The organism is Streptomyces sp. NPDC045899, assembly GCF_056431485.1.
In genome coordinates, this window is the sequence record NZ_JBWKKP010000038.1 from 36,167 (window position 1) to 61,325 (window position 25,159).

The window sequence follows — 25,159 nt, forward strand, 5'->3', positions numbered from 1 at the left end:
CGTGGGTCCGGCCGGGACAACACTGGGAGGGTGCTCCGGCGATCCGCGACATCACCGAAGCGCGAAGTTCACTCCGCAGTTCCGCCCCGCCGACTCCGGCGGGGCGGTCTGCTCCAAGCGATATGAAGGTGCACCACCTGATGCGACTGAAGAAGGCTCTCTCCAGCCTGGCAGCGGCAACGACGATCAGCGTTGCCGGTGTGGTCGGCCTGTCGGCTTCTCCCGCCGCGGCGGCCGCCGTGGACTTCAACTACGACCGCCCCGCCGTCGGCGACCTCGACGCCACGATCGACGCGTGGAAGGACAGCAGGATGCTCGGTTCCGTCACGTGGCAGGCCGATCCCGGCTCGGGCGGCACCAAGGGAGACACGCTGTGCGTCCGGGACAACTGGGGTGACGGGCGGTACATCGTGGGCACCACCGGTGAAGGCCACACGGCGAGCACCAAGGGGCACACCGCGGGCTACACCAAGTGCGTGACGGTGAACGTGCCCGAGGGCATGCCCATGATGATGCGGATGACCATCCACGGATCGAACGGCACCGTGCAGTCGTCCCCCTTCGAGATCAAGGGCTGATCTCGTTCCCGGTCAGTGACCCAGCGGCCCAGACGCCGTGAAAACGCCCCCGATCCGCGCCGTAAGCGCAGGTCGGGGGCGTGATCGTGAGGCTTACTTCTTCTTGCCCTGGTTCTTGACCGCCTCGATGGCCGCCTTCGCGGCGTCCGGGTCGAGGTAGGTGCCGCCCGGGGTGAGGGGGCGGAAGTCGGCGTCGAGCTCGTAGGAGAGCGGGATGCCGGTGGGGATGTTCAGGCCCGCGATGTCCGCGTCGGAGATGCCGTCGAGGTGCTTGACCAGGGCGCGCAGGGAGTTGCCGTGGGCGGCGACCAGGACGGTGCGGCCGGTGAGGAGGTCGGGGACGATGCCGTCGAACCAGTACGGGAGCATGCGGACGACGACGTCCTTCAGGCACTCCGTCTGCGGGCGCAGCTCCGGCGGGAGCGTGGCGTAGCGCGGGTCGGAGAACTGGGAGTACTCGGCGTCGACCGGCAGCGGGGGCGGCGGGGTGTCGAAGGAGCGGCGCCAGAGCATGAACTGCTCCTCACCGTACTCGGCGAGGGTCTGGGCCTTGTCCTTGCCCTGGAGCGCGCCGTAGTGGCGCTCGTTGAGGCGCCAGCTGCGGTGGACCGGAATCCAGTGGCGGTCGGCCGCTTCCAGGGCGAGCTGCGCGGTGCGGATGGCGCGCTTCTGGAGGGACGTGTGGACCACGTCGGGCAGCAGGCCGGCGTCCTTCAGCAGCTCACCGCCGCGGACTGCCTCCTTCTCGCCCTTCTCATTGAGGTTGACGTCCACCCAGCCGGTGAACAGGTTCTTCGCGTTCCACTCGCTCTCGCCGTGGCGGAGGAGGATCAGCTTGTACGGTGCGTCGGCCATGCGCTCGAGCCTACTGGACCCGTCTGAGGCGGCCGAGGGGCGGACCATTTCGTTCCGGTTGTGAATTCAGTAGCGGTGCTCCGATGAGATCGGTAAGGTGCGCTTGCTGGATCCGATACTTACATTGCGGGTATGCGGGGGGTCGCCGATGTCGCCGAAGTCCGTCGTCCGGCTGCGGCAGGCAGCGAAGGAGACCGTCTCGGGGCTGCCCCGGGCGTTCTGGTGGCTGTGGGTCTCCACGCTGGTGAACCGGCTGGGAGGTTTTGTCGCCACCTTCCTTGCCATGTACCTGACTGTAGAGCGCGGCTACTCGGCGACCTTCGCCGGTCTGGTGGGGGCGCTGTACGGACTGGGCGGGGCGGTGTCGGCCGTGGTCGCCGGGGTGCTGACCGACCGGCTGGGGCGGCGGCCCACGCTGCTGGTGTCACAGCTCTCGACGGCGGTCACGGTCGCCGTGCTCGGCTTCGTCGAGCACCCGGCCGCCATCGCCGTCGTGGCCTGCCTGGTGGGCATGACGAGCAACGCGTCCCGGCCCGCGGTGCAGGCGATGATGGCCGACATCGTGGCGCCCGGGGACCGGGTCCGGGCCTTCGCGCTCAACTACTGGGCGATCAACCTCGGCTTCGCCTTCTCGGCGATGGCCGCCGGACTGATCGCCAAGCACGGCTATCTCACTCTGTTCCTGACCGACGCCGTGATGACACTGCTCTGCGCCGTCATCGTCTTCGCCAGGCTGCCGGAGTCCCGGCCGGAGCGGGACGCCGAGGGGTCCGCCGGGGACGAGCGGGCGACCGGGCTCGGCACGGTGCTGCGCGACCGGCGGTTCATGGCCGTGGTCGCCCTGTCGTACCTGCTGGCCAGTCTCTTCCTCCAGGGCTTCGTGGCCCTGCCGGTGGCGATGGGCGAGGACGGGCTGTCCAGCTCCGACTTCGGTCTGGCCATCGCGACCAACGGTGTGCTGATCGTGGCCGTGCAGATCCCGGTGACGCGCTTCATCGAACACCGCGATCCGGCGCCGCTGCTCATCGTCTCCGCACTGCTCACCGGATGCGGTTTCGGGCTCACCGCCTTCGCCGGATCGGTGGGCGTCTACGCACTGGCCGTCGCCGTCTGGACGCTCGGCGAGATCATCAACTCTCCCACCCAGATGGGCCTGGTGGCCCGGCTCTCCCCCACTCACGGCCGCGGGCGCTACCAGGGGATGTACGTGCTGTCCTGGTCCCTCGCCTCGCTCACCGGACCGCTGATCGGCGGCGCGGTCATCGACCGCTTCGGCGCGGACACGCTGTGGACGGCCAGCGCGGTGGTCGGCCTGATCGCCGCCGCCGGATACGCGGCGCTGGGACGTACGCTGCGCGCCCGGCCGGTGGAGGACGGCCACCGGGACACCGTCGCCATGAGCCTGGAACCGGACCCGGAGCGGGTCGTGAAGGACGTCGTGAAGGACGGCGCCGGGAAGGACGCGCCGGTCGCCCGGGACGCCGACACCGTCGGCTGACGGACGGACGGATGGACGGACCACGACCGCGGGCTACGGCGTCCGGCGCGGCAGGAGCGATCCGACGTCGATACTCGGCCGTGGCGGCGACGGCAGCGGACGGCCCGTGATCGGCGGCCGCAGCCCCGTCGGCAGGAGCGGCCCCGTCGGCAGCGCCGTGGGGAGTCCTGTCGGCAGGCCCGGTCCGGACGGCAGCCCGTACGTCGGCACCGCGCCCGGCGTCTGCGTCCAGCTGTTCACCGGCGGCCGGTAGTACGAGGGTTCGTCCCGGCCGCTCCACAACAGATACGCCAGCCCCGTCACCCCCAGCAGCACCGTGAGCGCCAGCGCCCGCACCGCGCCGATGCGCCGGCGCGCGGGCTCCGGCACCCCGGGGGTGATGCTGACGTTGCGCACCTCGTCCCGGGGCGCGCCCGGGGACGCCTTCGCCTCGGCCCGGTCCGGCAGCGGAGCCCGTTCCGCCACGCCCAGCGCGGCCAGGTGCAGTCCCAACCGCTGGGTCCGGCCGGGCATATGGACGGCCGTCTCGGCCCAGGAGTGGATCGTCTCGGGTGCGAGGCCGTCGGGCGGGACGAGGGTGCCCGGTCCCGTCCAGTGCATCGCCCAGTACGCGGTACCGCCCGCCACCAACTGCGCCCCGATCAGCACGGACAGGGCGGCGGCCAGCGGTTCCAGCGGCTCCCGCCCCGCCGACTCGGCGGGTTCGAGACGGGCGTTGAGGGCGCGGGCCAGCGGCATCCGGCGGCCGCTGTCCACCAGCCGCAGCACCCGGTGGATGGTCAGCGGACCGGTCCGTTCCCCGTCCGCCTCCTCCCGCTCGACCGTACGCACCGCGTCCGCCAGCGGTGTCAGGATCCGGGTCGCGCGCTGGGCGGCCAGCAGCGCGAGCCAGTCGCGCCACGGAATCGTCGCCGCCGCCCCGGGACACAGCGACCGGCCCAGCTCGGCGGCGTAACGGGCGGGTACGGCCGGGGCGGCCGGAGCCGGCGGCCGGTCGGCGCGGCCCGCGGCCACGTCCGGGTCCGCGGGCAGGGTGCGCAGCCGCCGCAGCCGGGTGGCCAGATCCGGATGCGGATCGTCGGGGTCCGCGGGCCGCCGGACCGCCTCGTCCAGCACCTCGGCCCTCAGCTCCCGCAGTTCGGGGGCCTCGACCATCCGCGAGAAGATCCGGAACGGATCGTCCGGGACACAGCCGCGCGCCCGGCGCATCGGGACCAGGAACTCCACGACGAACTCCGGCCACAGCCGCTCCAGTACGGCCGTGGAGCGCAGCGCGTCGGCCACCGCGTCCGCACCGGCCACCCGGGCGGCCTCGCGGTCCGCCTCCAGCTCCTGCCGCCGCCGGACCGGCCGGGTGAGCCGGCGGAAGACCCGGGCGTAGAGCCCGACCAGTCCGAGCGGTCCGCCCGCGTACAGCCGGACCAGGTCGTTGGCGGACGAGGCGTCCCGGATCGCCTGCCGGGCGGCCTCGAGTCCGGCCGTACCGCGCTGGGCGAGGGCGCCGAAACGGTTGTGGCGACGGGAGAAGTGGCCCAGCTCATGGGCGAGGACGGCGCGCAACCGGTCGGGCGGCAGCCCGGCCAGCAGGGGCAGTCCGAGGTAGAGGGTGCGGGAGCCGGGCACCAGGCCCAGGAACGAGGCGTCCTCGGTGACGGAGGCGTTGACCTCGGTGGTGAGCCGGATGTGGTCCGGCCGCCGGGTGCCCACCGCGAGGGCCAGTTCCTCGACCACGGCCCATAACTCCGGTGCACCGCGCCTGCTGACCCACACCGTGCCCGCGGGCGGTCCGGCGGGGCGGGCGGTACGGATCACCGCCCACACCATCCCGGCGATCGCCGGGGCGAACGCCGCGCAGAGCAGGATGACGTTGGTCGGCGGGGTGGTCGCGGTCGGCTGTGTGGAGCCCCATAACGCCAGGACCAGGAAGCCCACCCACAGCAGCACCAACACCACGACCAGCCCGTAGAACCCCGCGAGCAGGGCCACCGCCAGCAGGGCCCGGGCGGCGGCGATCACCGCTCCGCCCGGCGGCGTCCGTCGCGCGGACCGTCCCCGCGTCCCCGCTCCTCCGCGCGCAGTCCGTCCAGCAGCCACGCGGTGGCGGCCGACAGCAGCGCGCACAGCGGGTCGCGCGGGCTGAGGCTCAGCAGCCGCTCGCCCTCGCGGTCGGTCCCGGGCCGGACGTCCAGCAGCAGGGTGAGCCGGTTGCGGGCCTTGTGCAGATTGCTGCCCACGCCCCGTCGGCTGATCCCGAGTTCGATGGATATCTCCTGGTAGCTCATGCCCGAGGTGGCCATGACGATCACCTCGCGCTGCCGTGGCGGCAGCGTGGTGATGGCGCGCAGCGTGGCCAGCGCCTCGGAGGTCTCCTCCACGGTGGCGGCGGGCGAGGCCGGGACGACCAGCTCGACCGGCTTCCAGCGGTACCGCCAGCGCTTCCCGTCCCGTGCCAGCTTGCGCCGCATGGTGGTGAGGATCCAGCCCTCCGGGGAGGGGCAGGACCGCACCGCGGGCCAGCGCTTCAGGGCCTCGATATACGCCTCCTGGAGGGCGTCCTCGACGCCCTGCCGGTCGACGCCGAACCGCATCAGCGCGGTGGCCATGAGCGCGCGATGGGTGCGGGCGCAGAAGGCATCGAACTCCTCGTCGGACTCCGATACCCCGTCGGACGCGGGCGTCCCGCCGAGGGCGGGCCGCTCGCCGGAGGCGGGCCGCCCGCGCTCCCCGGCCAGGCCGCTCATACCCGGCCCCCGTCCCGCGCGTCGGCGCCGCCCGGACCGCCCCGGCCGCACTCGGCCTCCCCGGGGCGGCGGACGGTCAGCGCCGCACCGTCCGCCCGGTGGTCGGTGAGCACCGTGCCCGGCCCCGACCCGCGTACCAGCTCCACCACCATGCGCGCCCGGATCCGTTCCCCCGAACGCGCCGCAAGCCAGCGAATGACGTCCCCCATCAGCCGCAGCACCCCCACCGTCACGACCGTTGCCACCGTGAGCCACGGATTGTCCATGAGCACCGTTGTGTCTCCCCTTCATGGTTCCCGGCTGGAGCCGGTTCACCATGAAGAGCCCTCGGAGAACGGTTTTCTTCACCGCGACTTCCGGGGAATCCCGCGGCGGGTGGCAGCGGTGGGGGGTCAGCCCGCCGCGTCGCGCGTCAGATGGGCGAACGCCTCAAGGTTCCGGGTGGACTCACCGCGCGCCGTACGCCAGGCGTACTCCTTGCGGATCGCGGTGGCGAAGCCCATCTCCAGCAGGGTGTTGAAGCTGCCGTCCGCGTTCTCCAGGACGGTGCCGAGCAGCCGGTCCAGCTCGTCGGGGGTGACGGCGGCCAGCGGCAGCCGTCCGACCAGATAGATGTCGCCCATCGAGTCGATGGCGTAACTCACGCCGTACAGACGGGTGTTGCGCTCCAGCAGCCAGCGGTGGACGGCATCGTGGTTCTCGTCCGGGTGCCGGATGACGAAGGCGTTGATCGAGAGGGAGTGTTTGCCGACCCGGAGCGAGCAGGTGGTCGACAGCTTGCGGGTGCCCGGGAGCGTGACGACGTACGTCCCCTCGGACGGACTCTCCCACTCCAGCTCGGCGTCGCGCAGCGTCCGCTCGATCACGGTCCCGGCGCTCGCGGCGCCGTCGGCGTTGGTGTTGGCGTCACCCATGGGCCGATCGTAGGCGACGCCGTTCGCGCATCGCCTCCATGTAGACCTCCGCGGTCGCGGCGGCGGCCGTGTCCCAGCCGAAGGACCGCGCGTGCCGGGCCGCGGCCGCGCCCATCCGGTCCGCACGTCCCGCCTCGTCCGCGAACGGCCGCAGCGCGCGGGCGTAGTCGGCCGGGTCATGACCGTCGACCAGGGTGCCGCTGACGCCGTCGCGCACGGCCACCGGCAGCCCGCCCACCGAGGCGGCCACCACCGGGGTGCCGCACGCCTGCGCCTCGACCGCCACCAGTCCGAACGACTCGCTGTACGACGGCATGACCAGTACCGAGGCCGCCCGGTACCAGTCGGCCAGCTCGTCCTGGGCGACCGGCGGCTGGAACCGCACCACATCGCAGATCCCCAGCCGCGCCGCCAGTTTGTGCAGCCGCTCCGGTTTGGTGAGCCCGCTGCCGCTCGGCCCGCCGACCACCGGCACCACCATCCGCTCGCGCAGCGAGGGGTCCTCCTCCAGGAGGCGGGCCACCGCGTGCAGCAGGATGTCGGGGGCCTTCAGCGGCTGTATCCGCCCGGCGAAGAGCGGTATCAGCGCGTCGGGCGGCAGTCCGAGGCGGGCGCGGGCGGCCGCCCGGCCGTCCGCCGGGCGGAAGCGCTCCAGGTTGACCCCGGGGTGCACGATCGCCAGCCGCTCGCGCGCCGCCTCGTAGTGGCGCACCAGCTCGTCCGCCTCCTCGGCGGTGTTGGCGATCAGCCGGTCGGCGGCGCTGACGATCTGCTGCTCGCCGATGACGCGGGCCGCGGGTTCGGGGGTGTCACCGGCCGCGAGGGAGGCGTTCTTGACCTTGGCCATGGTGTGCATGGCGTGTACCAGAGGGACGCCCCAGCGCTCGGCGGCCAGCCAGCCGACGTGTCCGGAGAGCCAGTAGTGCGAGTGGACCAGGTCGTAGTAGCCGGGGCGGTGGCCCGCCCACTGCTGCATCACCCCGTGGGTGAACGCGCACAGCTGCGCCGGGAGGTCCTCCTTGGCCAGCCCCTCGTACGGGCCCGCGGCCACGTGCCGCACCAGCACCCCGGGTGTGAGCTCGACGGAGGGCTCCAGCCCGCCGGTGGTGGCCCGGGTGAAGATCTCCACCTCGATGTCGAGGGCGGCCAGCCGCCGGGCCAGCTCGACGATGTAGACGTTCATCCCGCCCGCGTCGCCGGTCCCGGGCTGGTGCAGGGGCGAGGTGTGCACGCTGAGCATCGCGATCCGCCGGGGCCGCCGCAGTACGCGCCGGAAGCGCGCGTGCGGATGGCCGCCGAACGGCACTGGGGATCGGCCTCGCAGACCGCCGAGGCGGGACGCGTGCTGGCTCACCGCGCGATACCTCCTACCCGGGGGCGAGGTGCCCCTCCGAACCCTCAACACCGGAATGCCTCGTTCCCATTTCCGCTTTGCCAAAGCGTGACGTTCCAGGCGTGGGACGGACGCGCCGCGTGACCGTGCGGCCGGACGGCCGCCGCTCCCGGGTCACCCCATAAGCTCTGGCCATGCCCGCCCGCGTACCGCCACCGACCCGCCCCATCGGTTCGGCGACCCGTGGGACCACCAACCCGAACCGGCTGCGCCGCATGGACCGCTGGATCGCCGCCGCCCACGCCCCCGTGCTGCGCCGCGCCGAGGCTCCCGTCGCGGTCGACCTCGGCTACGGGGCCGCGCCCTGGACCGCGGTCGAGCTGCTCACCCGGCTGCGCACGGTCCGGCCCGGCGCCCGGGTGGTCGGGGTGGAGATCGACCCGGCCCGGGTGGCCGCAGCGCGGCCGTACGAACGCGAGGGGCTGGCCTTCGCCCACGGCGGCTTCGAGGTACCGCTGCCGGACGGCGCCCGGCCCTCGCTCATCCGGGCCGCCAATGTGCTGCGGCAGTACGAGGAGGCCGAGGTCACCGAGGTGTGGCGGCGGCTGTGCGCCCGGCTGGCCCCGGGCGGACTGCTGGTGGAGGGGACCTGCGACAAGATCGGACGGCGGCACGTCTGGGTCGCGCTCACCCCGGACGGCCCCCGCACGGTGACCTTCGCCGCCCGGCTCGGCTCTCTGGAACGCCCCTCCGACCTGGCCGAACGGCTGCCGAAGGCACTCATCCACCGCAATGTGCCGGGCGAGCCCGTGCACACCTTCCTGCGCGACTTCGACCGCGCCTGGGCGGCGGCGGCCCCGTACGCGTCGCTCAGCGCCCGTCAGCGCTGGATACGCAGCGCCCAGACGCTCCGCGCCGCGGGCTGGCCGCTGGTGGACGGGCCCCGGCGCTGGCGGCAGGGCGAGCTCACGGTCCGCTGGGACGCGCTGGCGCCCCGGCCCTGACGGCCGCTGTCCCTACGGCCCCGGCCTCACGACCGCGGCACCGTGTCCAGCAGCGCGTCGATCAGCCCGCGGTCGTGTTCATACGTCAACCGCAGCCGCGCCGCCGAGGGCGGCAGCCAGACCAGCCGGTCGACCTCGCGGTTGGGGACGAAGGGCTCGTCGTGGACGGCCTCCGCCGCCCAGTAGCGGACCTCCTTGGGACGGCCCTTGGCCACGTAGCGGAGGGTGGGCAGCGGGGCGCCCGGGGCACAGCCCATCCCGGTCTCCTCCGCGACCTCCCGCACCGCGCCGCACAGCGCGTCCTCACCGCGCTTGAGCTTGCCTTTCGGATGCGACCAGTCGTCATAGCGGGGTCGATGGACCAGGGCGACCTCCAGCCGCCCGCCGTGCGGGGCCCGCCGCCACAGCACACAGCCCGCCGCGAGGACGGGTGCGGTGGGCGGCCCCGCGCCGCCCCCGGCCGGGCCCCGGTCATTCCGCCGCGTCATCCGCATCCCGCCTCCCCGGTCTCCGTTCGTGTCCTCCGGTGTCCTTCCGCGCCTCGGCCGCGCGTGGTCCTCAGGCCGGCCCGGCCGCCATGTGCCGCCAGATCCGGCCGAAGGCGAACCGGGCCGCCTCCACCTCATGCCGCTGATCGGCGTGCAGCACCCCGAGCGCGTACGCCGTGGCCGGGGCGATCCGCGGGGTGCGGGCCGCGGCCGCCGCGGCGGCGGCCGCCTCGGACGCGTCCCGGTGGCGCTCCAGCGCCCGCGCGGCGGCCAGCAGCCGTACGGACGGCGGGAGCTCCGCCGGAGCGTTCACCGGCCCGGCCGCGCCTCCGGCCGTCCAGGGCTCCTCGTCCGGCGCCCCGGTCACCCATGGCGCCACCCGCGGCGGCTCCGCCATCTCCAGCACCTCCAGCGCGTAGCGGCGCATCCGCAGCAGCCGGCGCACCTGGTGCCAGGGCGCGTCCTGCTGTTCGCTGGCGGGCGGGGCGTCCGCGGCGGGGGTCGCGGCGAGCCCGTGGACCAGGGCCTCGGCGTTGTACGGATGTCCGGCGCGGCCCAGCGGCAGCGCCTCGACGGCCTCGGCCAGCCGCCGGTGCGCCAGTTCGGCCAGCGGGGTCAGCGTCTGCTCGGCGGGGTGCGCGGCGGCGGACTCCTCCAGTGGGACCTCGGAGGCGAGCAGCGCCACGGTGTCGGCGACCGCGTGGAAGCGGGAGGAGCCGAGCGCCTGGAGGGCGGCGGTGTGGGCCCGGGTCCGGGCCAGCGTGAGCTGGCGCTCCAGCAGGGCCCCGGCGCGGGCCGCCCCCACGGTCAGCCCGGCGCCGCGGCCCCCGTCCGCGCCGCCACCGGCCCGCTGGGGGGCGGTGGCCGGTGCGCCTGTGGCACCCGGTGCGTCGGTGGTGTGTGGGGAAGTCTCTCCGGCCGTCTCCGCCGGGGCCGTACCGTCCGCCGGGCCGCCGCGCGGGGCGGGCGGCGCCATGTCCGGGCCGCCGGTGGCGAGGGAGACCGTACGGCGGGCGGCCCGTGCGGGCCGGGCGGCAGCGGCCGTGCTCCCGGTGGATGCCGCCCCCACCGCGCCCACCGTCCCCGATGCCGCCGTCGCCGCCGCTGCCTGCGCCCGCGCCTCCGCCGGGGGCCGGTCCGGCGGACCGCCGGCGCCCGAGAGGCGCTGGAGCGCGCCACGGAGCCGGGACAGCCGCTCGGTGTACGCGTGCTCCAGGGCCAGCGAGCCGGACAGCCAGGCCAGCTCGGCGCGGAGCTCATCGGACCAGACGATGTCGGTGAGCGGACGGTAGACGGACAGCGCGCCGCTGATCCGGCGGGCGGCCCGGCGCAGCTGCCGGGCGGCCTCCGCAGCTGCCTCGACGTCGGAACCGCTCTCCCGGTGCATCCGCAGACTCCGCAGGAAGTCCCCGGCCTGCGCGTTCAGATAGGACGCGAGCACCTCCCCGGCCGTGGGCGGGGGCGCGGCCGGAACGGGGTGCGGGTCCGGGCCCGGCGCCGCGACGCGCTCCGCCGTCTCGTACCCCCCTGGCCCCCCTGGTGCCGCGGGCCGTCCGGGGGGCGCTGAGCCTTCCGGGCCGCCGGGCGACTGTCCGGCACCCGTCATCCCGAACAGCGGCAGGTCATGTCGTTGAACCACGCCGTCGCCTCCGGGCGTCTATGAGCATTTCCTGTACGTTCCGCAGCGGATGTCCATCCGCGTCCACGGCGTGCCGGGTCCACTCGCCGTCCGGGCCCAGATGCCAGGAGGCGGTGGAGTCGGACATCCCGCTCTCCAGCAGACGGTTGAGCGACGCCCGGTGGGCGGGGTCGGTGACGCGCACCAGCGCCTCTATCCGGCGGTCCAGATTGCGGTGCATCATGTCGGCGCTGCCGAGCCACACCTCCGGCTCTCCGCCGTTCCCGAACGCGAATACCCGTGAATGCTCCAGGAAGCGCCCCAGGACGGAGCGGACCCGGATGTTCTCCGAGAGCCCCGGCACACCGGGCCGCAGCGCGCAGATCCCGCGTACCCAGACGTCGACCGGCACCCCGGCCCGCGCGGCCCGGTACAGGGCGTCGATCACGGCCTCGTCCACCATCGAGTTGACCTTGATCCGCACGGAGGCGGGACGGCCCGCCCGGTGGTGGGTGACCTCCTTGTTGATACGGGTGATCAGCCCGTCGCGCAGCGACTTGGGGGCGACCAGCAGCCGCCGGTAGGTCTCCCGGCGGGAGTAGCCGCTCAACCGGTTGAACAGGTCGGACAGATCGGCGCCCACCTTGGCGTCGGCCGTGAGCAGCCCCAGGTCCTCGTACAGCCGCGCCGTCTTGGGGTGGTAGTTGCCGGTGCCGACGTGGGAGTAGCGGCGCAGGGTGTCGCCCTCCTGACGGACCACCAGCGACAGCTTGCAGTGGGTCTTCAGCCCCACCAGGCCGTAGACGACGTGGCAGCCCGCCTCCTCCAGCTTGCGGGCCCACTTGATGTTGGCCTGCTCGTCGAACCGGGCCTTGATCTCGACCAGCACCAGCACCTGCTTGCCGGACTCGGCCGCGTCGATCAGCGCGTCGACGATCGGCGACTTGCCGGAGGTGCGGTAGAGCGTCTGCTTGATCGCGAGGACGTCCGGATCGGCCGCGGCCTGTTCCAGGAACGCCTGGACGGAGGTGGAGAAGGAGTCGTACGGGTGGTGCAGCAGCACGTCCCGCTCGCGCAGCGCGGCGAAGATGTCGGGCGCCGACGCCGATTCGACCTCGGCCAGGTCCCGGTGGGTGCCCGCCACGAACTTGGGGTACTTCAGCTCCAGCCGGTCCAGCGCCGCTATGCCGAAGAGCGCGGTGAGGTCGAGCGGACCGGGCAGCGGATAGACCTCCGCGTCGGAGATCTTCAGCTCGCGCACCAGCAGGTCCAGCACGTACGGGTCGATGGACTCCTCGACCTCCAGCCGCACCGGGGGACCGAAGCGGCGGCGCAGCAGCTCCTTCTCCAGCGCCTGGAGCAGGTTCTCCGCGTCGTCCTCCTCGACCTCCAGGTCCTCGTTGCGGGTGACCCGGAACATATGGTGCGCGAGCACCTCCATCCCCGGGAACAGCTCCTCCAGGTGCGCCGCTATGACGTCCTCCAGCGGCACATAGCGCTGCGGCGACGCCTCCAGGAACCGCGAGAGCAGCGGGGGAACCTTCACACGTGCGAAGTGATCATGGCCGCTGACCGGGTTGCGCACCACGACGGCCAGATTGAGCGAGAGCCCCGAGATGTACGGGAAGGGGTGCGCGGGGTCCACGGCCAGCGGGGTCAGCACGGGGAAGATCTGCTGCCGGAAGAGCGTGAACAGCCGGGACTGCTCCTTCTCCGTGAGATCCGGCCAGCGGATCAGATGGATGCCCTCCTCGGCCAGTGCCGGGGCGACATCGTGCTGGTAGCAGGCGGCGTGCCGGGCCATGAGCTCACGGGACCGGGTCCAGATCTGGTCCAGCACCTCGCGGGGCTGGAGCCCGGAGGCGGAACGGGTGGCCACCCCGGTGGCGATGCGCCGCTTCAGGCCCGCGACCCGGACCATGAAGAACTCGTCGAGGTTGCTCGCGAAGATCGCCAGGAAGTTGGCCCGCTCCAGCAGCGGGGTGGCAGGGTCCTCGCCGAGCTCCAGCACCCGCTCGTTGAACGCCAGCCAGCTGCGCTCGCGGTCCAGGAACCGGCCCTGGGGCAGCTCCCCGCTCTCCCCGTCCGGGCCGGAGCCCTCCTCGTAGGTGTCCGGATCGGCGTCGATGTCGGGGTCGAGCGACCGCACCGGCGGAACGGCGACGGCGTGCGGCCGGTGGGCCGCGATGGAACCGACCGAGGGCTGGGACTGAGGCTGCGGGTGGACCGGGGCCTGACCGCTGGAGTGGCTCATGACCTCATTGTTCCGCGCCGGGACGGAAGACGGCGTGGCGGACGCGTGTGCGACTGCGGCACGGAGCCTCCGGTTCGACGAATGCGGTACAGCGGACTGCATTCCGTGATGCTCGCAACCGAGGTTGAATCGTCGGTAACGAAGACATGGCGCGGAGGAAATCGCGACCCGACCCCCAGGCGTCCCCCGGCAGCGGCCCCGGGGCCCGGCCCGCGGCCGTCGCCGACGCGCGGGGTCCCTCCCGGGGCACGCGCCACGGGGGTCTCCCGACCGCAGGAGGCGCGCCGCGGCCCGGGGGTGCCCCACAGGCGTCCCGCCCCCGGCGCGGGCGCCCTCCCCCCGCCGGGGCTCACAGGGCTCACGGAGCCCGGCCCCGGGGCATGCGAGTCTCATCCGACGCCCGGGGAGGGCTCGGCCCGTGCCGGGCCGAGCGGCGGGGTCCGGCCCGGGTCAGGTCTCCGTGCGGTACATCAGATCCGTCTCGTGGGTCACGAAGCCCATCCGGTCGTAGACCGAGACGGCCGCACCGTTGTCGGCGTCGACGTACAGCATCGCCGTGGGCAGCCCCTCCGCCGCCAGGTGCCGCAGACCGATCGCGGTCAGCGCGCGGCCGAGGCCGCCGCCCTGGGCGTCCGGCCGGACGCCCACCACATAGACCTCGCCCAGTCCCTCCTCGCCGTGCACCTTGGTCCAGTGGAAGCCGACGATCTCGCCCTCGCGTTCGGCGAGGAAGAAGCCGCGCGGGTCGAACCACACCTCCCCCATGCGGTCGTCCAGGTCACGCTGGGTGAGTGAGCCCTGCTCGGGGTGGTGGGCGAAGGCCGCCGCGTTGGCCGCCAGCCAGGCGGCGTCGTCCTCACCGGGCCGGAAGGTCCGTACGGTGATCCCGTCCGGCAGCACCGGCTCGTCGATGCCCGGCTCCGCGGCCGACCCCAGGGGCCGCCGCATCTGACGCAGCTCGCGGAACAGGGTCAGCCCCAGCACCTGGGCGAGGTGGCGGGCGGAGGCGTGGCCGCCGTGCGCCCACACCCGCAGCCGCTTGCCGGACTCCTTCAGCAGCGTCACCCCCAGGGCCCGGCCGTGCCCCTGGCCCCGGTGACCCGGGTGGACGACCAGTTCGGCGGCCGGGGCCTCCACCGGGTCGGTGTCCTCCAGCTGTGCGTAACCGACCAGCTCACCGCTCGGTTCGCGCAGCACCAGATGCCGTACCCCCGGCCGCTGTCCCCGCAGTTGCAGCCGCCCCTGTTCGGACACGGCCTGCTGACCGTCGGTGCGCGCGGATTCCGCGATCAGGCGCAGCACGTCCTGGACCACAGCGGGCGCGAGCTCCTCGAGGACCTCGATGCGCCGGGCGCCGGCCGTCTCGTTCACCACGTCATTCATGGTGCCGAGCCTACGACTCGGCCACCGCGCACCGGCGTTCCCCGAGAGGGGACATTTCCTCCCAATGGGCGAACCACCGGCTGGTGTCCTCCCTTGCGCAACCAGCTCGTAACCTCATCCCCCTGCCCCGCTACGCGCGTTGACCGTATGCTTCGGGCCACCGACCACCACGGGCACATCTGCGCGAATGCCCGCTCCACGGGTCAGACCACCACGCGTAAAAGGGGACGACATGGCAGCACGACCTCAACGGGGCGGGACGGCCCGCCGGTTGGCAACGGGAGTCGCGGTCCTCGCGGCCACGGCCGGGGTCCTGTCCGCCGTGAACACCCCGGCGGGCGCCGACACCACGGCGGCGCCGGGCCACCGGCAGGACCGCACCGTCGATGTCCAGCTGCTGTCCTTCAATGATCTGCACGGCAACCTGGAGCCGCCGCAGGGCTCCTCGGGCACCGTGACCGAGACCCAGGCGGACGGCACCACCAGGTCCGTCCCCGCGGGTGGGGTCGAATACCTCGCCAGCTCGCTGCGCAAGGCCCGCGCGGGCCACCCCTACTCGGTCACCGCGGCCGGTGGCGACATGATCGGCGCCAGCCCGCTGATGTCCGGCCTCTTCCACGACGAGCCGACCATCGAGGCGCTCAACAAGCTGGACCTGGACGTCACCTCGGTCGGCAACCACGAGTTCGACGAGGGCCGCGCCGAGCTCAAGCGGATGCAGAAGGGCGGCTGTCACCCCAAGGACGGCTGCTTCGAGGAGGGCAAGAAGTTCAAGGGCGCCGACTTCCCGTACCTGGCTGCCAACGTCACCGACGAGAAGACCGGCAAGCCGCTGCTGAAGCCCTACACGGTCTGGAAGCACAAGGGCGTCAAGATCGGCTTCATCGGGGTCACCCTGGAGGGCACCCCGGACATCGTCACCGCCGAGGGCGTCAAGGGCCTGAAGTTCCACGACGAGGTCAAGACGGTCAACAAGTACGCCAAGGAGCTGTACCGCAAGGGCGTGAAGTCGATCGTCGCGCTCATCCACGAGGGCGGGATGCCCGCCTCCTCGTCGTACAACTACGACTGCGACAGCCCGGGCGCGGGCAACGGCGTCTCCGGCCCGATCGTGGACATCGCCAAGCACCTCAGCCCGAAGGTGGACGCGCTGGTCACCGGCCACACCCACCAGGCGTACGCCTGCACCGTCCCGGACCCGTCCGGCACCCCGCGCACCGTGACCTCGGCCGCCTCCTTCGGACGGCTCTACACGGACACCACGCTCACCTACGACCGGCGCACCGGTGACATCGTCCGGACGTCCGTGAAGGGCGCCGACTCGGCCAACCACGTGGTCAACCGCGAGCAGCCCAAGGCCGCGGACATGACCTCGCTGATCGGGCGCTGGAACAAGCTGGCCGCGCCGATCGCCGACAAGCCGGTGGGCTACGTCTCGGCGGAGATCCCCGGACGCGGTTCGACCGCGTACGAGACCCCGCTCGGCGACGTCATCACCGACGCCCAGCTGGAGGCGCTCTCCCCGGCCGACAAGGGCGGTGCGCAGCTCTCGCTGATGAACCCCGGCGGCATCCGCTCGGACCTGGCGTACAAGGCGTCGGGCAGTGAGGGGGACGGGGTCGTCACCTACGGCGAGGCGTTCACCGTGCAGCCCTTCACCAACATGATGAACGTGATCGACCTGACCGGTGCCCAACTGATCAGCGGGCTCCAGCAGCAGGTCAGCGGCCCCAACGAGAGCAACCCGAAGATCCTCCAGGTGTCCAAGGGCTTCACCTACACCCTGGACCTCACCAAGTCCGGCAAGGACCGGATCGTCACCGACTCGGTGAAGCTCAACGGTGAGCCGATCGACCCGGCCAAGACCTACCGGGTGGCGATGAACGAGTTCCTCGCGGGCGGCGGCGACGGCTTCCCGGCGTTCAAGGAGGGCAAGAACAAGCTGGTCGGCGCCTCCGACCTGGAGGCCTTCACCTCCTACCTGGGCGCCCACTCCTCGGCGTCCTCCCCGCTGGCCCCGCCGGCCGCGGACCGCATCACCGTCAAGAAGTAGTCCCGGCGCGACGGCCCGGCCCCCGGACGGCGGGGGCCGGGCCTTCGTCGTCTCCGGGGCTCCCTCGTGGCCGGCCCCGCCGAAACCCCCGTGTGGGCGCACACATCCGGCCCCCCATGCCTCCGCCCGCCCTGCGAACCCCCCACGCCGGACCCCCGCCCCGGCCTACTCTGGAGGCTTCGCAACGGCCGACACCGCCACGGGGGGACCGGGGCCCGATGGATCCCGCAGCCAACAGCGTCCGACTCGCGCCCGACGTCGTCGTACCGCTGATCACCCAGCTCTTCGCGGCCGGGGGGCCCGGTGCGCCACCGGCCGACCGGCCGGTCCGGATATCGGCCCTGGTCTCCTTCCAGGGCGACCGGCGGACGCTCACCGAGCGCGATCTCACCCGGATCGCCGCCGCACTGGTCGCCGAGGCGCTGCGGGACACCGCTCCCGCCGGTGCGCGGGACGACGGCGACGGCGCGGGGGAAAGTGCCCTCACCGACGCGCTCGCCCGCAGTCTGCACGCGCTCGGCACCGTCGACATGGACGACGTACGGGCGGTGCGGCTGGGCCCCGAGGCGTTCGCCCGGCACCTGGCGGTCGCCGCCCCGGACGCCGGACGCGAACTGCCGCCCGCCGCCGCCCGGCTGCACACCGCCGTCCTGTACGCGGTCTGCGACCGGATCCTGCGCTTCCTGGTCCAGCGCTCGGCGTTCGTCGCCCGCGGCCTGGCCGAACGGGCGGCCGACGCGGACGCCGCCTTCGAGGAGGTCTACGCCCGCGCGATCATCGCCGCCCATGACCACCTGACGATCTACGGCATCGATCTGGCCCACTCCCCCGACACCTGGCCGCTGGACGCCGCCTACCTCAGCCTGGAGACCGAGACCGACGCGGGCCCCACCGCCCCCGCGGAACAGGCGCTCGCCGGGCGCGACCGGGTGCTGCTGTGGGGCGTGGCGGGCTCCGGCAAGACCACGCTGGTGCAGTGGCTCGCGGTCTCCGTGGCCCGCGGCCGACTGCCCGGCCAGCTGTCCCGGCTGCGCGGTCGGGTGCCGTTCGTCCTGCCGGTGCGCCGGTTCCGACAGGGCGGCTTCCCGCCACCCGACCGCTTCCTCTCCGCCGTCCGCCACCCCCGGGTCGACGCCCAGCCCGACGGCTGGGCCGAGCGGGTGCTGTCCGCGGGCCGCGGGCTGCTGCTGGTGGACGGGATCGACGAGGCGCCCGAGGACGACCGCGAACAGCTCCGGCAGGCGCTGCGCGAACTCCCGGCGCGCTATCCGGGCAACATCTGGCTGGTGACCTCCCGCCCCTCGGCCGTCCGCGAGAACTGGCTGGCCTCCGAACGGTTCACGGAACTGAAGCTGGCCCCGCTCAGCCCTGAGGGGGTTACCGCTTTCATCCAGCGCTGGCACGCCGCGGCGCGCGAGGACGGCACCGATCTGGACCGGCTGGGCTCGTATGAGGAAACGCTGCTGGACGCGGTGCGGATAACACGTGATCTGGGGCGACTGGCGACCAATCCACTGATGTGCGGACTGATCTGTGCCCTGCACCGGGACCGCCGCGGCTATCTGCCACGCGGCCGCAAAGCCCTCTATGACGCGGCCCTTTCCATGCTGCTGGAACGCCGTGACCGTGAGCGCGCCATGGTGCCGCCGGACGGAATCGACCTCCCCCAGGAACCGAAGATCCGGCTGCTCCAGAAGCTGGCGCACTGGATGCTGGTCAACGGACGGTCCGAAATGGACCGGACCGTGGCACTCGAGACCTTCGCCCAGCACCTCCCCGCCATTCCCCATGCCGCACGGCAGGGCGGCCCGGAGGAGATCTACCGGCATCTGCTCCACCGCACCGGACTATTGCGCGAGCCCACACCGGGGTCGGTCGATTTCGTCCACCGCACCTTCCAGGACTATCTGAGTGCGCGGGCGGTGGTGGAACGGCACGATTTCGACTTCCTGATCGACCACGCCCACCTGGACGACTGGGAAGAAGTGATCAGAATGTCGGTCGCCCTCGCCCGTCCCGATGAATGCGCTTACCTCCTGGAAGGACTGCTGGCCGCCCGAAAGGACTCCCGCCCGGTCCATGCCCGCCATCGCAAACTGCTGGCGGCCGCTTGTCTGGAACACGCGACGGAGCTGGACCCCACGGTGCGTTCCCGGGTGCACCGCTATACCCGGGACCTGGTCCGCCCGACCTCTCTGGAGGCGGCGCGCGCACTGGGCTGGATCGGCCCTATCGCACTGGAAATGCTGCCCGATCCCACCGGCGTATCCGATGAGGAAGCCCACCGGCTGGCCGTGACCGCCACCTCGATAGCCGACGACCGCGCCATCGACTATCTGACCCGGCTGCGCGGCCGGACGTCCTGGGCGGTGCGTTCACAGCTCGCACGGGCCTGGCGGCGCTATGACACCGACCGCTACGCGGAGGAAATCATCGCGCATCTCGATGAACGCGAACTCGACTTTCCGGTGTCCGACGCGGCCGAGCTGGGCGCGCTGCACAGACTCGGCGGACGCCCGTGCGTCCAGATCTCCGGGGCCTTCAGCCCGGAGCAGCTCACCGGGGGCCTGGTCGCCGACCGGCTCACCGAGCTGTGGCTCTCCTACGACCTGGGGGACGATCTGGACCTGGGCTGGCTGGCCGCCTTCCCCCGGCTGCACACCCTGCGGCTGAGCCCCCGCAACGCGGCGGTCACCGGGGTCCCCGAGGGCGTCCAGGTCATCGTGACGGGCAACTGAGACCCCGGGCCGGAAACGGCCCCCGGCGGGCCCGTACGGGCAGCGGCCGCCCGTACGGGCCGGATGACGGGCCGGAACGGGCAAAGGGGCCGTGACACCGTCCTGGACGGTGTCACGGCCCCTTCACGGCCCTGGGTCAGGGCCATGAGACGCCGGGAGGGCTTACGCCTCCTTGCTCAGGTTCGGGCCCGCACCACCGGTGGCGGACTCGATCGGCGGGGTGTCGGGCAGCGCCGACTTCTCCTCGCCGCGGAAGGTGAACTTCTTCTCCTCACCCTCACCCTCGGTGTCCACGACCACGATGTGGCCCGGACGCAGCTCGCCGAAGAGGATCTTCTCCGAGAGCACGTCCTCGACCTCGCGCTGGATCGTCCGGCGCAGCGGCCGGGCGCCCAGGACCGGGTCGTAGCCCCGCTTGGCCAGCAGCTTCTTGGCGTCACCACTGAGCTCGATGCCCATGTCGCGGTCCTTGAGCCGCTCGTCCACCTTGGCGATCATGAGGTCGACGATCTGGATGATGTCTTCCTCGGTGAGCTGGTGGAAGACCACGGTGTCATCGACACGGTTCAGGAACTCGGGGCGGAAGTGCTGCTTCAGCTCCTCGTTGACCTTGTTCTTCATCCGCTCGTAGCCGGTCTTCACATCGCCCTGGGCGGCGAAGCCCAGGTTGAAGCCCTTGGAGATGTCCCGGGTGCCGAGGTTGGTGGTCATGATGATCACCGTGTTCTTGAAGTCCACGACCCGGCCCTGGGAGTCGGTCAGCCGACCGTCCTCCAGGATCTGCAGCAGCGAGTTGAAGATGTCCGGGTGAGCCTTCTCGACCTCGTCGAAGAGGACCACGGAGAACGGCTTGCGGCGCACCTTCTCAGTGAGCTGGCCGCCCTCCTCGTAGCCCACGTATCCGGGCGGCGAGCCGAAGAGCCGCGAGACGGTGTGCTTCTCGCTGAACTCCGACATATCGAGCGAGATCATCGCGTCCTCGTCGCCGAAGAGGAACTCGGCGAGGGTCTTGCTGAGCTCGGTCTTACCGACACCGGACGGGCCCGCGAAGATGAACGAGCCGCCGGGGCGCTTGGGGTCCTTGAGCCCCGCCCGCGTACGCCGGATGGCCTGGGAGAGCGCCTTGATGGCGTCCTTCTGGCCGATGACGCGCTTGTGGAGCTCGTCCTCCATGCGCAGCAGCCGGGAGGACTCCTCCTCGGTGAGCTTGAAGACCGGGATGCCCGTGGCCGTGGCCAGGACCTCGGCGATCAGCTCCTCGTCGACCTCGGCGACGACGTCCATGTCGCCGGCCTTCCACTCCTTCTCCCGCTTCGCCTTGGCGGCCAGGAGCTGCTTCTCCTTGTCGCGCAGGCCCGCGGCCATCTCGAAGTCCTGCGAGTCGATCGCGGACTCCTTCTCCCGGCGCACATCGGCGATCTTCTCGTCGAATTCGCGCAGGTCCGGCGGTGCGGTCATCCGGCGGATCCGCATCCGGGAACCGGCCTCGTCGATCAGGTCGATCGCCTTGTCCGGCAGGAAGCGGTCCGAGATGTAGCGGTCGGCCAGGGTGGCGGCGGCGACCAGGGCCGAGTCCGTGATCGAGACGCGGTGGTGCGCCTCGTAGCGGTCCCGCAGACCCTTGAGGATCTCGATGGTGTGCGGCAGCGACGGCTCGGCGACCTGGATGGGCTGGAAGCGCCGCTCCAGGGCCGCGTCCTTCTCGAGGTACTTGCGGTACTCGTCGAGCGTGGTCGCGCCGATGGTCTGGAGCTCACCGCGGGCCAGCATCGGCTTGAGGATGCTGGCGGCGTCGATCGCGCCCTCGGCGGCACCCGCACCCACCAGGGTGTGGAGCTCGTCGATGAACAGGATGATGTCGCCGCGGGTGCGGATCTCCTTGAGCACCTTCTTCAGGCGCTCCTCGAAGTCACCGCGGTAGCGGGAACCGGCGACCAGGGCGCCCAGGTCGAGGGTGTAGAGGTGCTTGTCCTTGAGGGTCTCGGGCACCTCGCCCTTGACGATGGCCTGGGCCAGACCCTCGACGACCGCCGTCTTGCCGACACCGGGCTCGCCGATGAGGACCGGGTTGTTCTTGGTGCGGCGCGAGAGCACCTGCATGACCCGCTCGATCTCCTTCTCGCGCCCGATGACCGGGTCGAGCTTGGATTCGCGGGCGGCCTGGGTCAGATTGCGGCCGAACTGGTCCAGGACGAGCGAGGTGGAGGGCGTGCCCTCCGCCGGACCGCCGGCGGTGGCGGCCTCCTTGCCCTGGTAGCCGGAGAGCAGCTGGATGACCTGCTGCCGCACCCGGTTCAGATCGGCGCCCAGCTTCACGAGGACCTGGGCGGCGACGCCCTCGCCCTCGCGGATCAGGCCGAGCAGGATGTGCTCCGTGCCGATGTAGTTGTGGCCGAGCTGAAGGGCCTCGCGGAGCGACAGCTCCAGGACCTTCTTGGCACGGGGGGTGAAGGGGATGTGACCGGACGGGGCCTGCTGGCCCTGACCGATGATCTCCTCCACCTGCTGGCGGACCGCCTCGAGCGAAATCCCGAGGCTCTCCAGGGCCTTAGCGGCGACACCCTCACCCTCGTGGATCAGGCCCAGGAGGATGTGTTCGGTGCCGATGTAGTTGTGGTTGAGCATCCGGGCTTCTTCCTGAGCCAGGACGACAACCCGCCGCGCGCGGTCGGTGAACCTCTCGAACATCGTTAATCGCTCCTCAGAGCGGTCAGAAAGATCGGGGACGATCCCCTCCCTGTCCTTCCGCATGCTAGTCCCGCAACCCGGGACAGCTCATTCCAACTGCCGACAACCGTCCGGATCACCCCCGCTCGCGCGGGGCGAACAGCCACTGGCCTCCTGCCCGAACAGCCGACAACTGCTCCAACCCGATGGTGCGAGACGATGTTCCCGCAGGCCAGGCATCTACGCTCACCGCAGGTACGCCGATGGCGAACGCGGCTTCCACCCGACACGCGGACCGCCCCTCCCACTAGGGATGTCTTACCCGCAAGGACTCACACTCCATGCCGCGCGGGCCGGTTCCATCCGCTACGGGCGAACAACCTTGCGCCCCCTCACCGCCCCCGCACCCCCCGTGATCGCACACACAGCGCATTCAACCGCCTACGGCACGTAACCTTCACGGAGGGAGCCAGTTGCTCTGGGCATGATCTCCACCGCCAGGACCCCAGCGGTCCCGTCCGCCGCACCGGCATCCGACCGGACGGGCCGTCCGGCCGACCGGTCACGGTGGTACGAGCGCGAGCTGGGATGGCCGACGACCGGCAGCGATCCCGTCGAACTGCTCACGGGGGTGGCGTTCGACGTACTGGCGCTGCCGGCCGCGGCCGGTTTCGCGATGCTGCGACGGGTACCGGAAACCGGTCCGGTCGCGATCGAGGGCCCCTGGATGCGGCTGCTGGTGGCCGCGGGCAGCGCCGACGAGCTGCCGGGACTGCTCGACTGGCTGGAGTGGGGCGGGGTTCCCCTGGACCTGACCGCGCTCGGCGCGGGGGGCCGGATCACCGCTCCGTGCCCCACCTCCTCCTGGCCACCGCCCGCGGCGCCGGGAGAGTGGCGCCCGCAGGAGGCCGCCGTATGGCTGCGGCCTCCCGAGCCGGGGGGCGAGGTGGAGCCGACCCTGCCGAGGACAGGCTTCGGGGGCGATGGGGGCGCCCCCGATCTCGTGCGGCTCGTGGGTGCGGCGGCTACGGAGTGCCACCGTGCCCGGTTGCTGCGCGCCCGGCCGCTGCCCAGACAGCGGCGAGCCGGGGAAGGGTGAGGCGCTCAGCCGTTGGCCTTCTCATACGCCTCGCGCACGGTCGCCGGAACGCGGCCGCGGTCGTTGACCTCGTAGCCGTTCTCCTTCGCCCACGCGCGGATCTTCGCGGTGTCCTGGCTGCCACCGGACGCCGCACGCGCCTTGCCCCGGCCGCCCGAGGCCCGGCCACCGGTGCGACGGCCGCTCTTGGTGTAGGGCTCCAGGGCGTCCCGGAGCTTGTCGGCGTTCGTGGTGGTGAGGTCGATCTCGTAGCTCTTGCCGTCCAGCGCGAACGTCACGGTCTCGTCCGCCTCGCCGCCGTCGAGATCGTCGACAAGAAGGACCTGAACCTTCTGTGCCATGAGGTTCCTTTCAGGGAAAACGGGGGTCGGCGCGGCCTTGGCCGCTGATGTCACACCCCCAGGTAATTACACTACGGGGGAATAGCAAACCGCCTTTCCCGAAAAAACACAAACCCCCCCGGGAAGGTTCGACCCATCCCACTAGCGGGAAGCCTGTGGGAAGCCGATGTTCCGGAGCTATGTGATAGGGGAGCGATTCGGACATAGGGCCCGCGATCACAGTTGCAGAAGCATCCGGCTGTTGCCAAGGGTGTTCGGCTTCACCCGTTCGAGACCCAGGAACTCGGCGACGCCCTCGTCATAGGAACGGAGGAGCTCCGTGTAGACATCCCCGTCGACCGGCGTCTCGCCGATCTCCACGAAGCCGTGCTTGGTGAAGAAGTCGACTTCGAAGGTGAGGCAGAAAATGCGCCGGACCCCGAGCCAGCGCGCCGTCTGCAACAGCTTGTCGAGCACCAGGTGGCCTACACCACTGCCCTTGAGTGCGGGATGCACCGCGAGAGTGCGAACCTCCGCGAGGTCTTCCCACATGACGTGGAGTGCCCCGCAGCCAATGACCTCCGCGTCCTCGTCCCGCTCCGCGACCCAGAACTCCTGGATGTCCTCGTAAAGCGTGACCGTCGCTTTGTCGAGCAGGATGCGATCGCCCACGTAGGAGTCGATGAGGCGGCGCACGGCCCGCACATCGCTGGTCCGGGCCCGGCGGACGGTGACTACTTTTGATAGTGCGGAGGACATGACCGGACGCTATCGCCCCGTGTCATCGCCCTGACTCACCGGGGCTCTCCCCCGGCTCCCCGAGTTGTGCCACGCGCATCGCATCGCGCAGTGCATCTCGCTGCTCTTCGGACATCATCCCGAAGAACGCGACGAGGGCCGCCGCCGGGTTGTCACTGGCCGACCACGCTTCGTTCATCAGTGCGGCCGAGTACGCGGCCCGCGTGGAGACGGCGGCATATCGATAGGCGCGGCCTTGGACCTCCCTGCGGAGCCAGCCCTTCTGATGGAGGTTGTCCATTACGGTCATGACCGTCGTGTAGGCGATCGAGCGTTCCCGCTGAAGGTCTTCCAGGACTTCCCGCACGGTGACCGGGCGGTTCCACTTCCACACCCGCGTCATGACCGCGTCTTCGAGCTCTCCCAATGGCCGGGGCACACCGAGAATAATAGTGGGAGATGTCCAGGATGTCGGGAGATGCGCGCAGCAAACGACGACGCCCCGGGACGCGGTGCGTCCCAGGGCGTTCGGGATGTGCGGGGTGCGGTCGCGGACGAGGGCCGGTCAGGACGCCTCGGACCCCGTGATCCGGCGGTCCGCCTCGGCGCGGGCCAGCGCCGCGTCCACCGCGGCGTCCTCCTTGGCCTTGTTCGCACCACCCTGGCTCTTCACTATCGTCACGATCAACGCGATGAAGGCCACGGCCATCACCACGGACGGGATCAGTGCGGCGAGGTAATCCACGGCTCCCGGCCTCCTTCTGCTCGAGACCACCAGATTACGCGGCGGGGGGGGGGGGGGGGGGGGGGGGGGGGGGGGGGGGGGGGGGGGGGGGGGGGGGGGGGGGGGGGGGGGGGGGGGGGGGGGGGGGGGGGGG

Annotated in this window: 21 protein-coding genes; 6 read left to right on the forward strand and 15 right to left on the reverse strand. The window is 71.9% G+C overall.

What is annotated here, in order from left to right; genetic code table 11:
• Nucleotides 1–140 precede the first annotated feature (140 nt).
• On the forward strand, nucleotides 141–578 hold the full coding sequence (locus AC07FT_RS34485; protein ID WP_479180043.1) for a hypothetical protein: 438 nt from the start codon (nucleotides 141–143) through the stop codon (nucleotides 576–578).
• Nucleotides 579–671: 93 nt separating this feature from the next.
• Here AC07FT_RS34485 and AC07FT_RS34490 read toward each other — a convergent pair whose 3' ends face one another.
• Entirely contained in the window at nucleotides 672–1,433 is a 762-nt protein-coding gene (locus tag AC07FT_RS34490) for a phosphoglyceromutase (protein WP_479180044.1), read from the reverse strand.
• Nucleotides 1,434–1,581: 148 nt separating this feature from the next.
• On the opposite strand from AC07FT_RS34490, the gene AC07FT_RS34495 reads away from it, so the two are divergent.
• On the forward strand, nucleotides 1,582–2,931 hold the full coding sequence (locus AC07FT_RS34495; protein WP_479180046.1) for an MDR family MFS transporter: 1,350 nt from the start codon (nucleotides 1,582–1,584) through the stop codon (nucleotides 2,929–2,931).
• Between the two features lie 33 nt (nucleotides 2,932–2,964).
• Here the strand turns inward: AC07FT_RS34495 and AC07FT_RS34500 are convergent, their stop codons facing one another.
• The 5 genes from AC07FT_RS34500 to mshA all read right to left on the reverse strand — a co-directional run bounded on the left by AC07FT_RS34500 (nucleotide 2,965) and on the right by mshA (nucleotide 7,940).
• Nucleotides 2,965–4,947 carry a M48 family metallopeptidase gene (locus AC07FT_RS34500; RefSeq protein WP_479180047.1) on the reverse strand — a complete coding sequence of 661 codons (1,983 nt, stop codon included), beginning with the start codon at nucleotides 4,945–4,947 and terminating at the stop codon, nucleotides 2,965–2,967.
• Entirely contained in the window at nucleotides 4,944–5,672 is a 729-nt protein-coding gene (locus AC07FT_RS34505; RefSeq protein WP_479180049.1) for an RNA polymerase sigma factor, read from the reverse strand. Before AC07FT_RS34505 ends, AC07FT_RS34500 begins: the two co-directional genes overlap by 4 nt.
• Nucleotides 5,669–5,938, reverse strand: a complete 270-nt coding sequence (locus AC07FT_RS34510) for a hypothetical protein (RefSeq protein WP_471191073.1) — start codon at nucleotides 5,936–5,938, stop codon at nucleotides 5,669–5,671. The genes AC07FT_RS34505 and AC07FT_RS34510 overlap by 4 nt, the downstream gene beginning before the upstream one ends.
• Before the next feature lie 126 nt (nucleotides 5,939–6,064).
• The gene (locus AC07FT_RS34515) at nucleotides 6,065–6,586 is read right to left on the reverse strand and encodes a type III secretion system chaperone family protein (RefSeq protein WP_471191076.1); all 522 of its coding nucleotides are present in this window, start codon (nucleotides 6,584–6,586) and stop codon (nucleotides 6,065–6,067) included.
• Nucleotides 6,579–7,940, reverse strand: a complete 1,362-nt coding sequence (gene mshA / locus AC07FT_RS34520; RefSeq protein WP_479180050.1) for a D-inositol-3-phosphate glycosyltransferase — start codon at nucleotides 7,938–7,940, stop codon at nucleotides 6,579–6,581. Before mshA ends, AC07FT_RS34515 begins: the two co-directional genes overlap by 8 nt.
• Before the next feature lie 173 nt (nucleotides 7,941–8,113).
• Between mshA and AC07FT_RS34525 the strand changes: the two genes are divergently transcribed.
• Nucleotides 8,114–8,923 carry a class I SAM-dependent methyltransferase gene (locus AC07FT_RS34525; protein WP_479180051.1) on the forward strand — a complete coding sequence of 270 codons (810 nt, stop codon included), beginning with the start codon at nucleotides 8,114–8,116 and terminating at the stop codon, nucleotides 8,921–8,923.
• A gap of 26 nt (nucleotides 8,924–8,949) precedes the next feature.
• On the opposite strand, the gene AC07FT_RS34530 is transcribed toward AC07FT_RS34525, so the two are convergent.
• The 4 genes from AC07FT_RS34530 to mshD all read right to left on the reverse strand — a co-directional run bounded on the left by AC07FT_RS34530 (nucleotide 8,950) and on the right by mshD (nucleotide 14,666).
• Complete coding sequence (locus AC07FT_RS34530) at nucleotides 8,950–9,411, reverse strand: NUDIX hydrolase (protein WP_479180053.1); 462 nt, start codon at nucleotides 9,409–9,411, stop codon at nucleotides 8,950–8,952.
• Nucleotides 9,412–9,481: 70 nt separating this feature from the next.
• Nucleotides 9,482–11,017, reverse strand: a complete 1,536-nt coding sequence (locus AC07FT_RS34535) for a CHAD domain-containing protein (RefSeq protein ID WP_479180067.1) — start codon at nucleotides 11,015–11,017, stop codon at nucleotides 9,482–9,484.
• A 16-nt stretch (nucleotides 11,018–11,033) separates the two neighbouring features.
• On the reverse strand, nucleotides 11,034–13,283 hold the full coding sequence (locus AC07FT_RS34540; RefSeq protein WP_479180054.1) for an RNA degradosome polyphosphate kinase: 2,250 nt from the start codon (nucleotides 13,281–13,283) through the stop codon (nucleotides 11,034–11,036).
• 450 nt (nucleotides 13,284–13,733) lie between these two features.
• Nucleotides 13,734–14,666 (reverse strand): mycothiol synthase, encoded by a 933-nt coding sequence (mshD, locus tag AC07FT_RS34545; protein WP_471191091.1) that lies wholly within the window; start codon nucleotides 14,664–14,666, stop codon nucleotides 13,734–13,736.
• 232 nt (nucleotides 14,667–14,898) lie between these two features.
• Between mshD and AC07FT_RS34550 the strand changes: the two genes are divergently transcribed.
• Together AC07FT_RS34550 and AC07FT_RS34555 are read left to right on the forward strand one after the other, a co-directional pair.
• Nucleotides 14,899–16,719, forward strand: a complete 1,821-nt coding sequence (locus tag AC07FT_RS34550) for a bifunctional metallophosphatase/5'-nucleotidase (RefSeq protein ID WP_479180056.1) — start codon at nucleotides 14,899–14,901, stop codon at nucleotides 16,717–16,719.
• Nucleotides 16,720–16,937: 218 nt separating this feature from the next.
• On the forward strand, nucleotides 16,938–19,457 hold the full coding sequence (locus AC07FT_RS34555; RefSeq protein WP_479180057.1) for an NACHT domain-containing protein: 2,520 nt from the start codon (nucleotides 16,938–16,940) through the stop codon (nucleotides 19,455–19,457).
• Between the two features lie 162 nt (nucleotides 19,458–19,619).
• On the opposite strand, the gene AC07FT_RS34560 is transcribed toward AC07FT_RS34555, so the two are convergent.
• A complete protein-coding gene (locus AC07FT_RS34560) occupies nucleotides 19,620–22,145 on the reverse strand; it encodes an ATP-dependent Clp protease ATP-binding subunit (protein WP_431771825.1) in 2,526 nt (841 codons plus the stop codon).
• A gap of 463 nt (nucleotides 22,146–22,608) precedes the next feature.
• Here AC07FT_RS34560 and AC07FT_RS34565 point away from each other — a divergent pair, with 463 nt between their 5' ends.
• Nucleotides 22,609–23,223, forward strand: coding sequence for an SCO3374 family protein (locus AC07FT_RS34565; RefSeq protein ID WP_479180059.1), 615 nt, complete (start codon nucleotides 22,609–22,611; stop codon nucleotides 23,221–23,223).
• Between the two features lie 5 nt (nucleotides 23,224–23,228).
• On the opposite strand, the gene AC07FT_RS34570 is transcribed toward AC07FT_RS34565, so the two are convergent.
• The 4 genes from AC07FT_RS34570 to AC07FT_RS34585 form a co-directional block, all read right to left on the reverse strand.
• The gene (locus tag AC07FT_RS34570) at nucleotides 23,229–23,564 is read right to left on the reverse strand and encodes a histone-like nucleoid-structuring protein Lsr2 (RefSeq protein WP_254739738.1); all 336 of its coding nucleotides are present in this window, start codon (nucleotides 23,562–23,564) and stop codon (nucleotides 23,229–23,231) included.
• A 216-nt stretch (nucleotides 23,565–23,780) separates the two neighbouring features.
• On the reverse strand, nucleotides 23,781–24,302 hold the full coding sequence (locus tag AC07FT_RS34575; RefSeq protein ID WP_471191107.1) for an amino-acid N-acetyltransferase: 522 nt from the start codon (nucleotides 24,300–24,302) through the stop codon (nucleotides 23,781–23,783).
• A gap of 22 nt (nucleotides 24,303–24,324) precedes the next feature.
• Nucleotides 24,325–24,720, reverse strand: a complete 396-nt coding sequence (locus AC07FT_RS34580; RefSeq protein ID WP_176182186.1) for a BlaI/MecI/CopY family transcriptional regulator — start codon at nucleotides 24,718–24,720, stop codon at nucleotides 24,325–24,327.
• 126 nt (nucleotides 24,721–24,846) lie between these two features.
• Nucleotides 24,847–25,026, reverse strand: a complete 180-nt coding sequence (locus AC07FT_RS34585; protein ID WP_479180060.1) for a hypothetical protein — start codon at nucleotides 25,024–25,026, stop codon at nucleotides 24,847–24,849.
• Nucleotides 25,027–25,159: the final 133 nt, after the last annotated feature.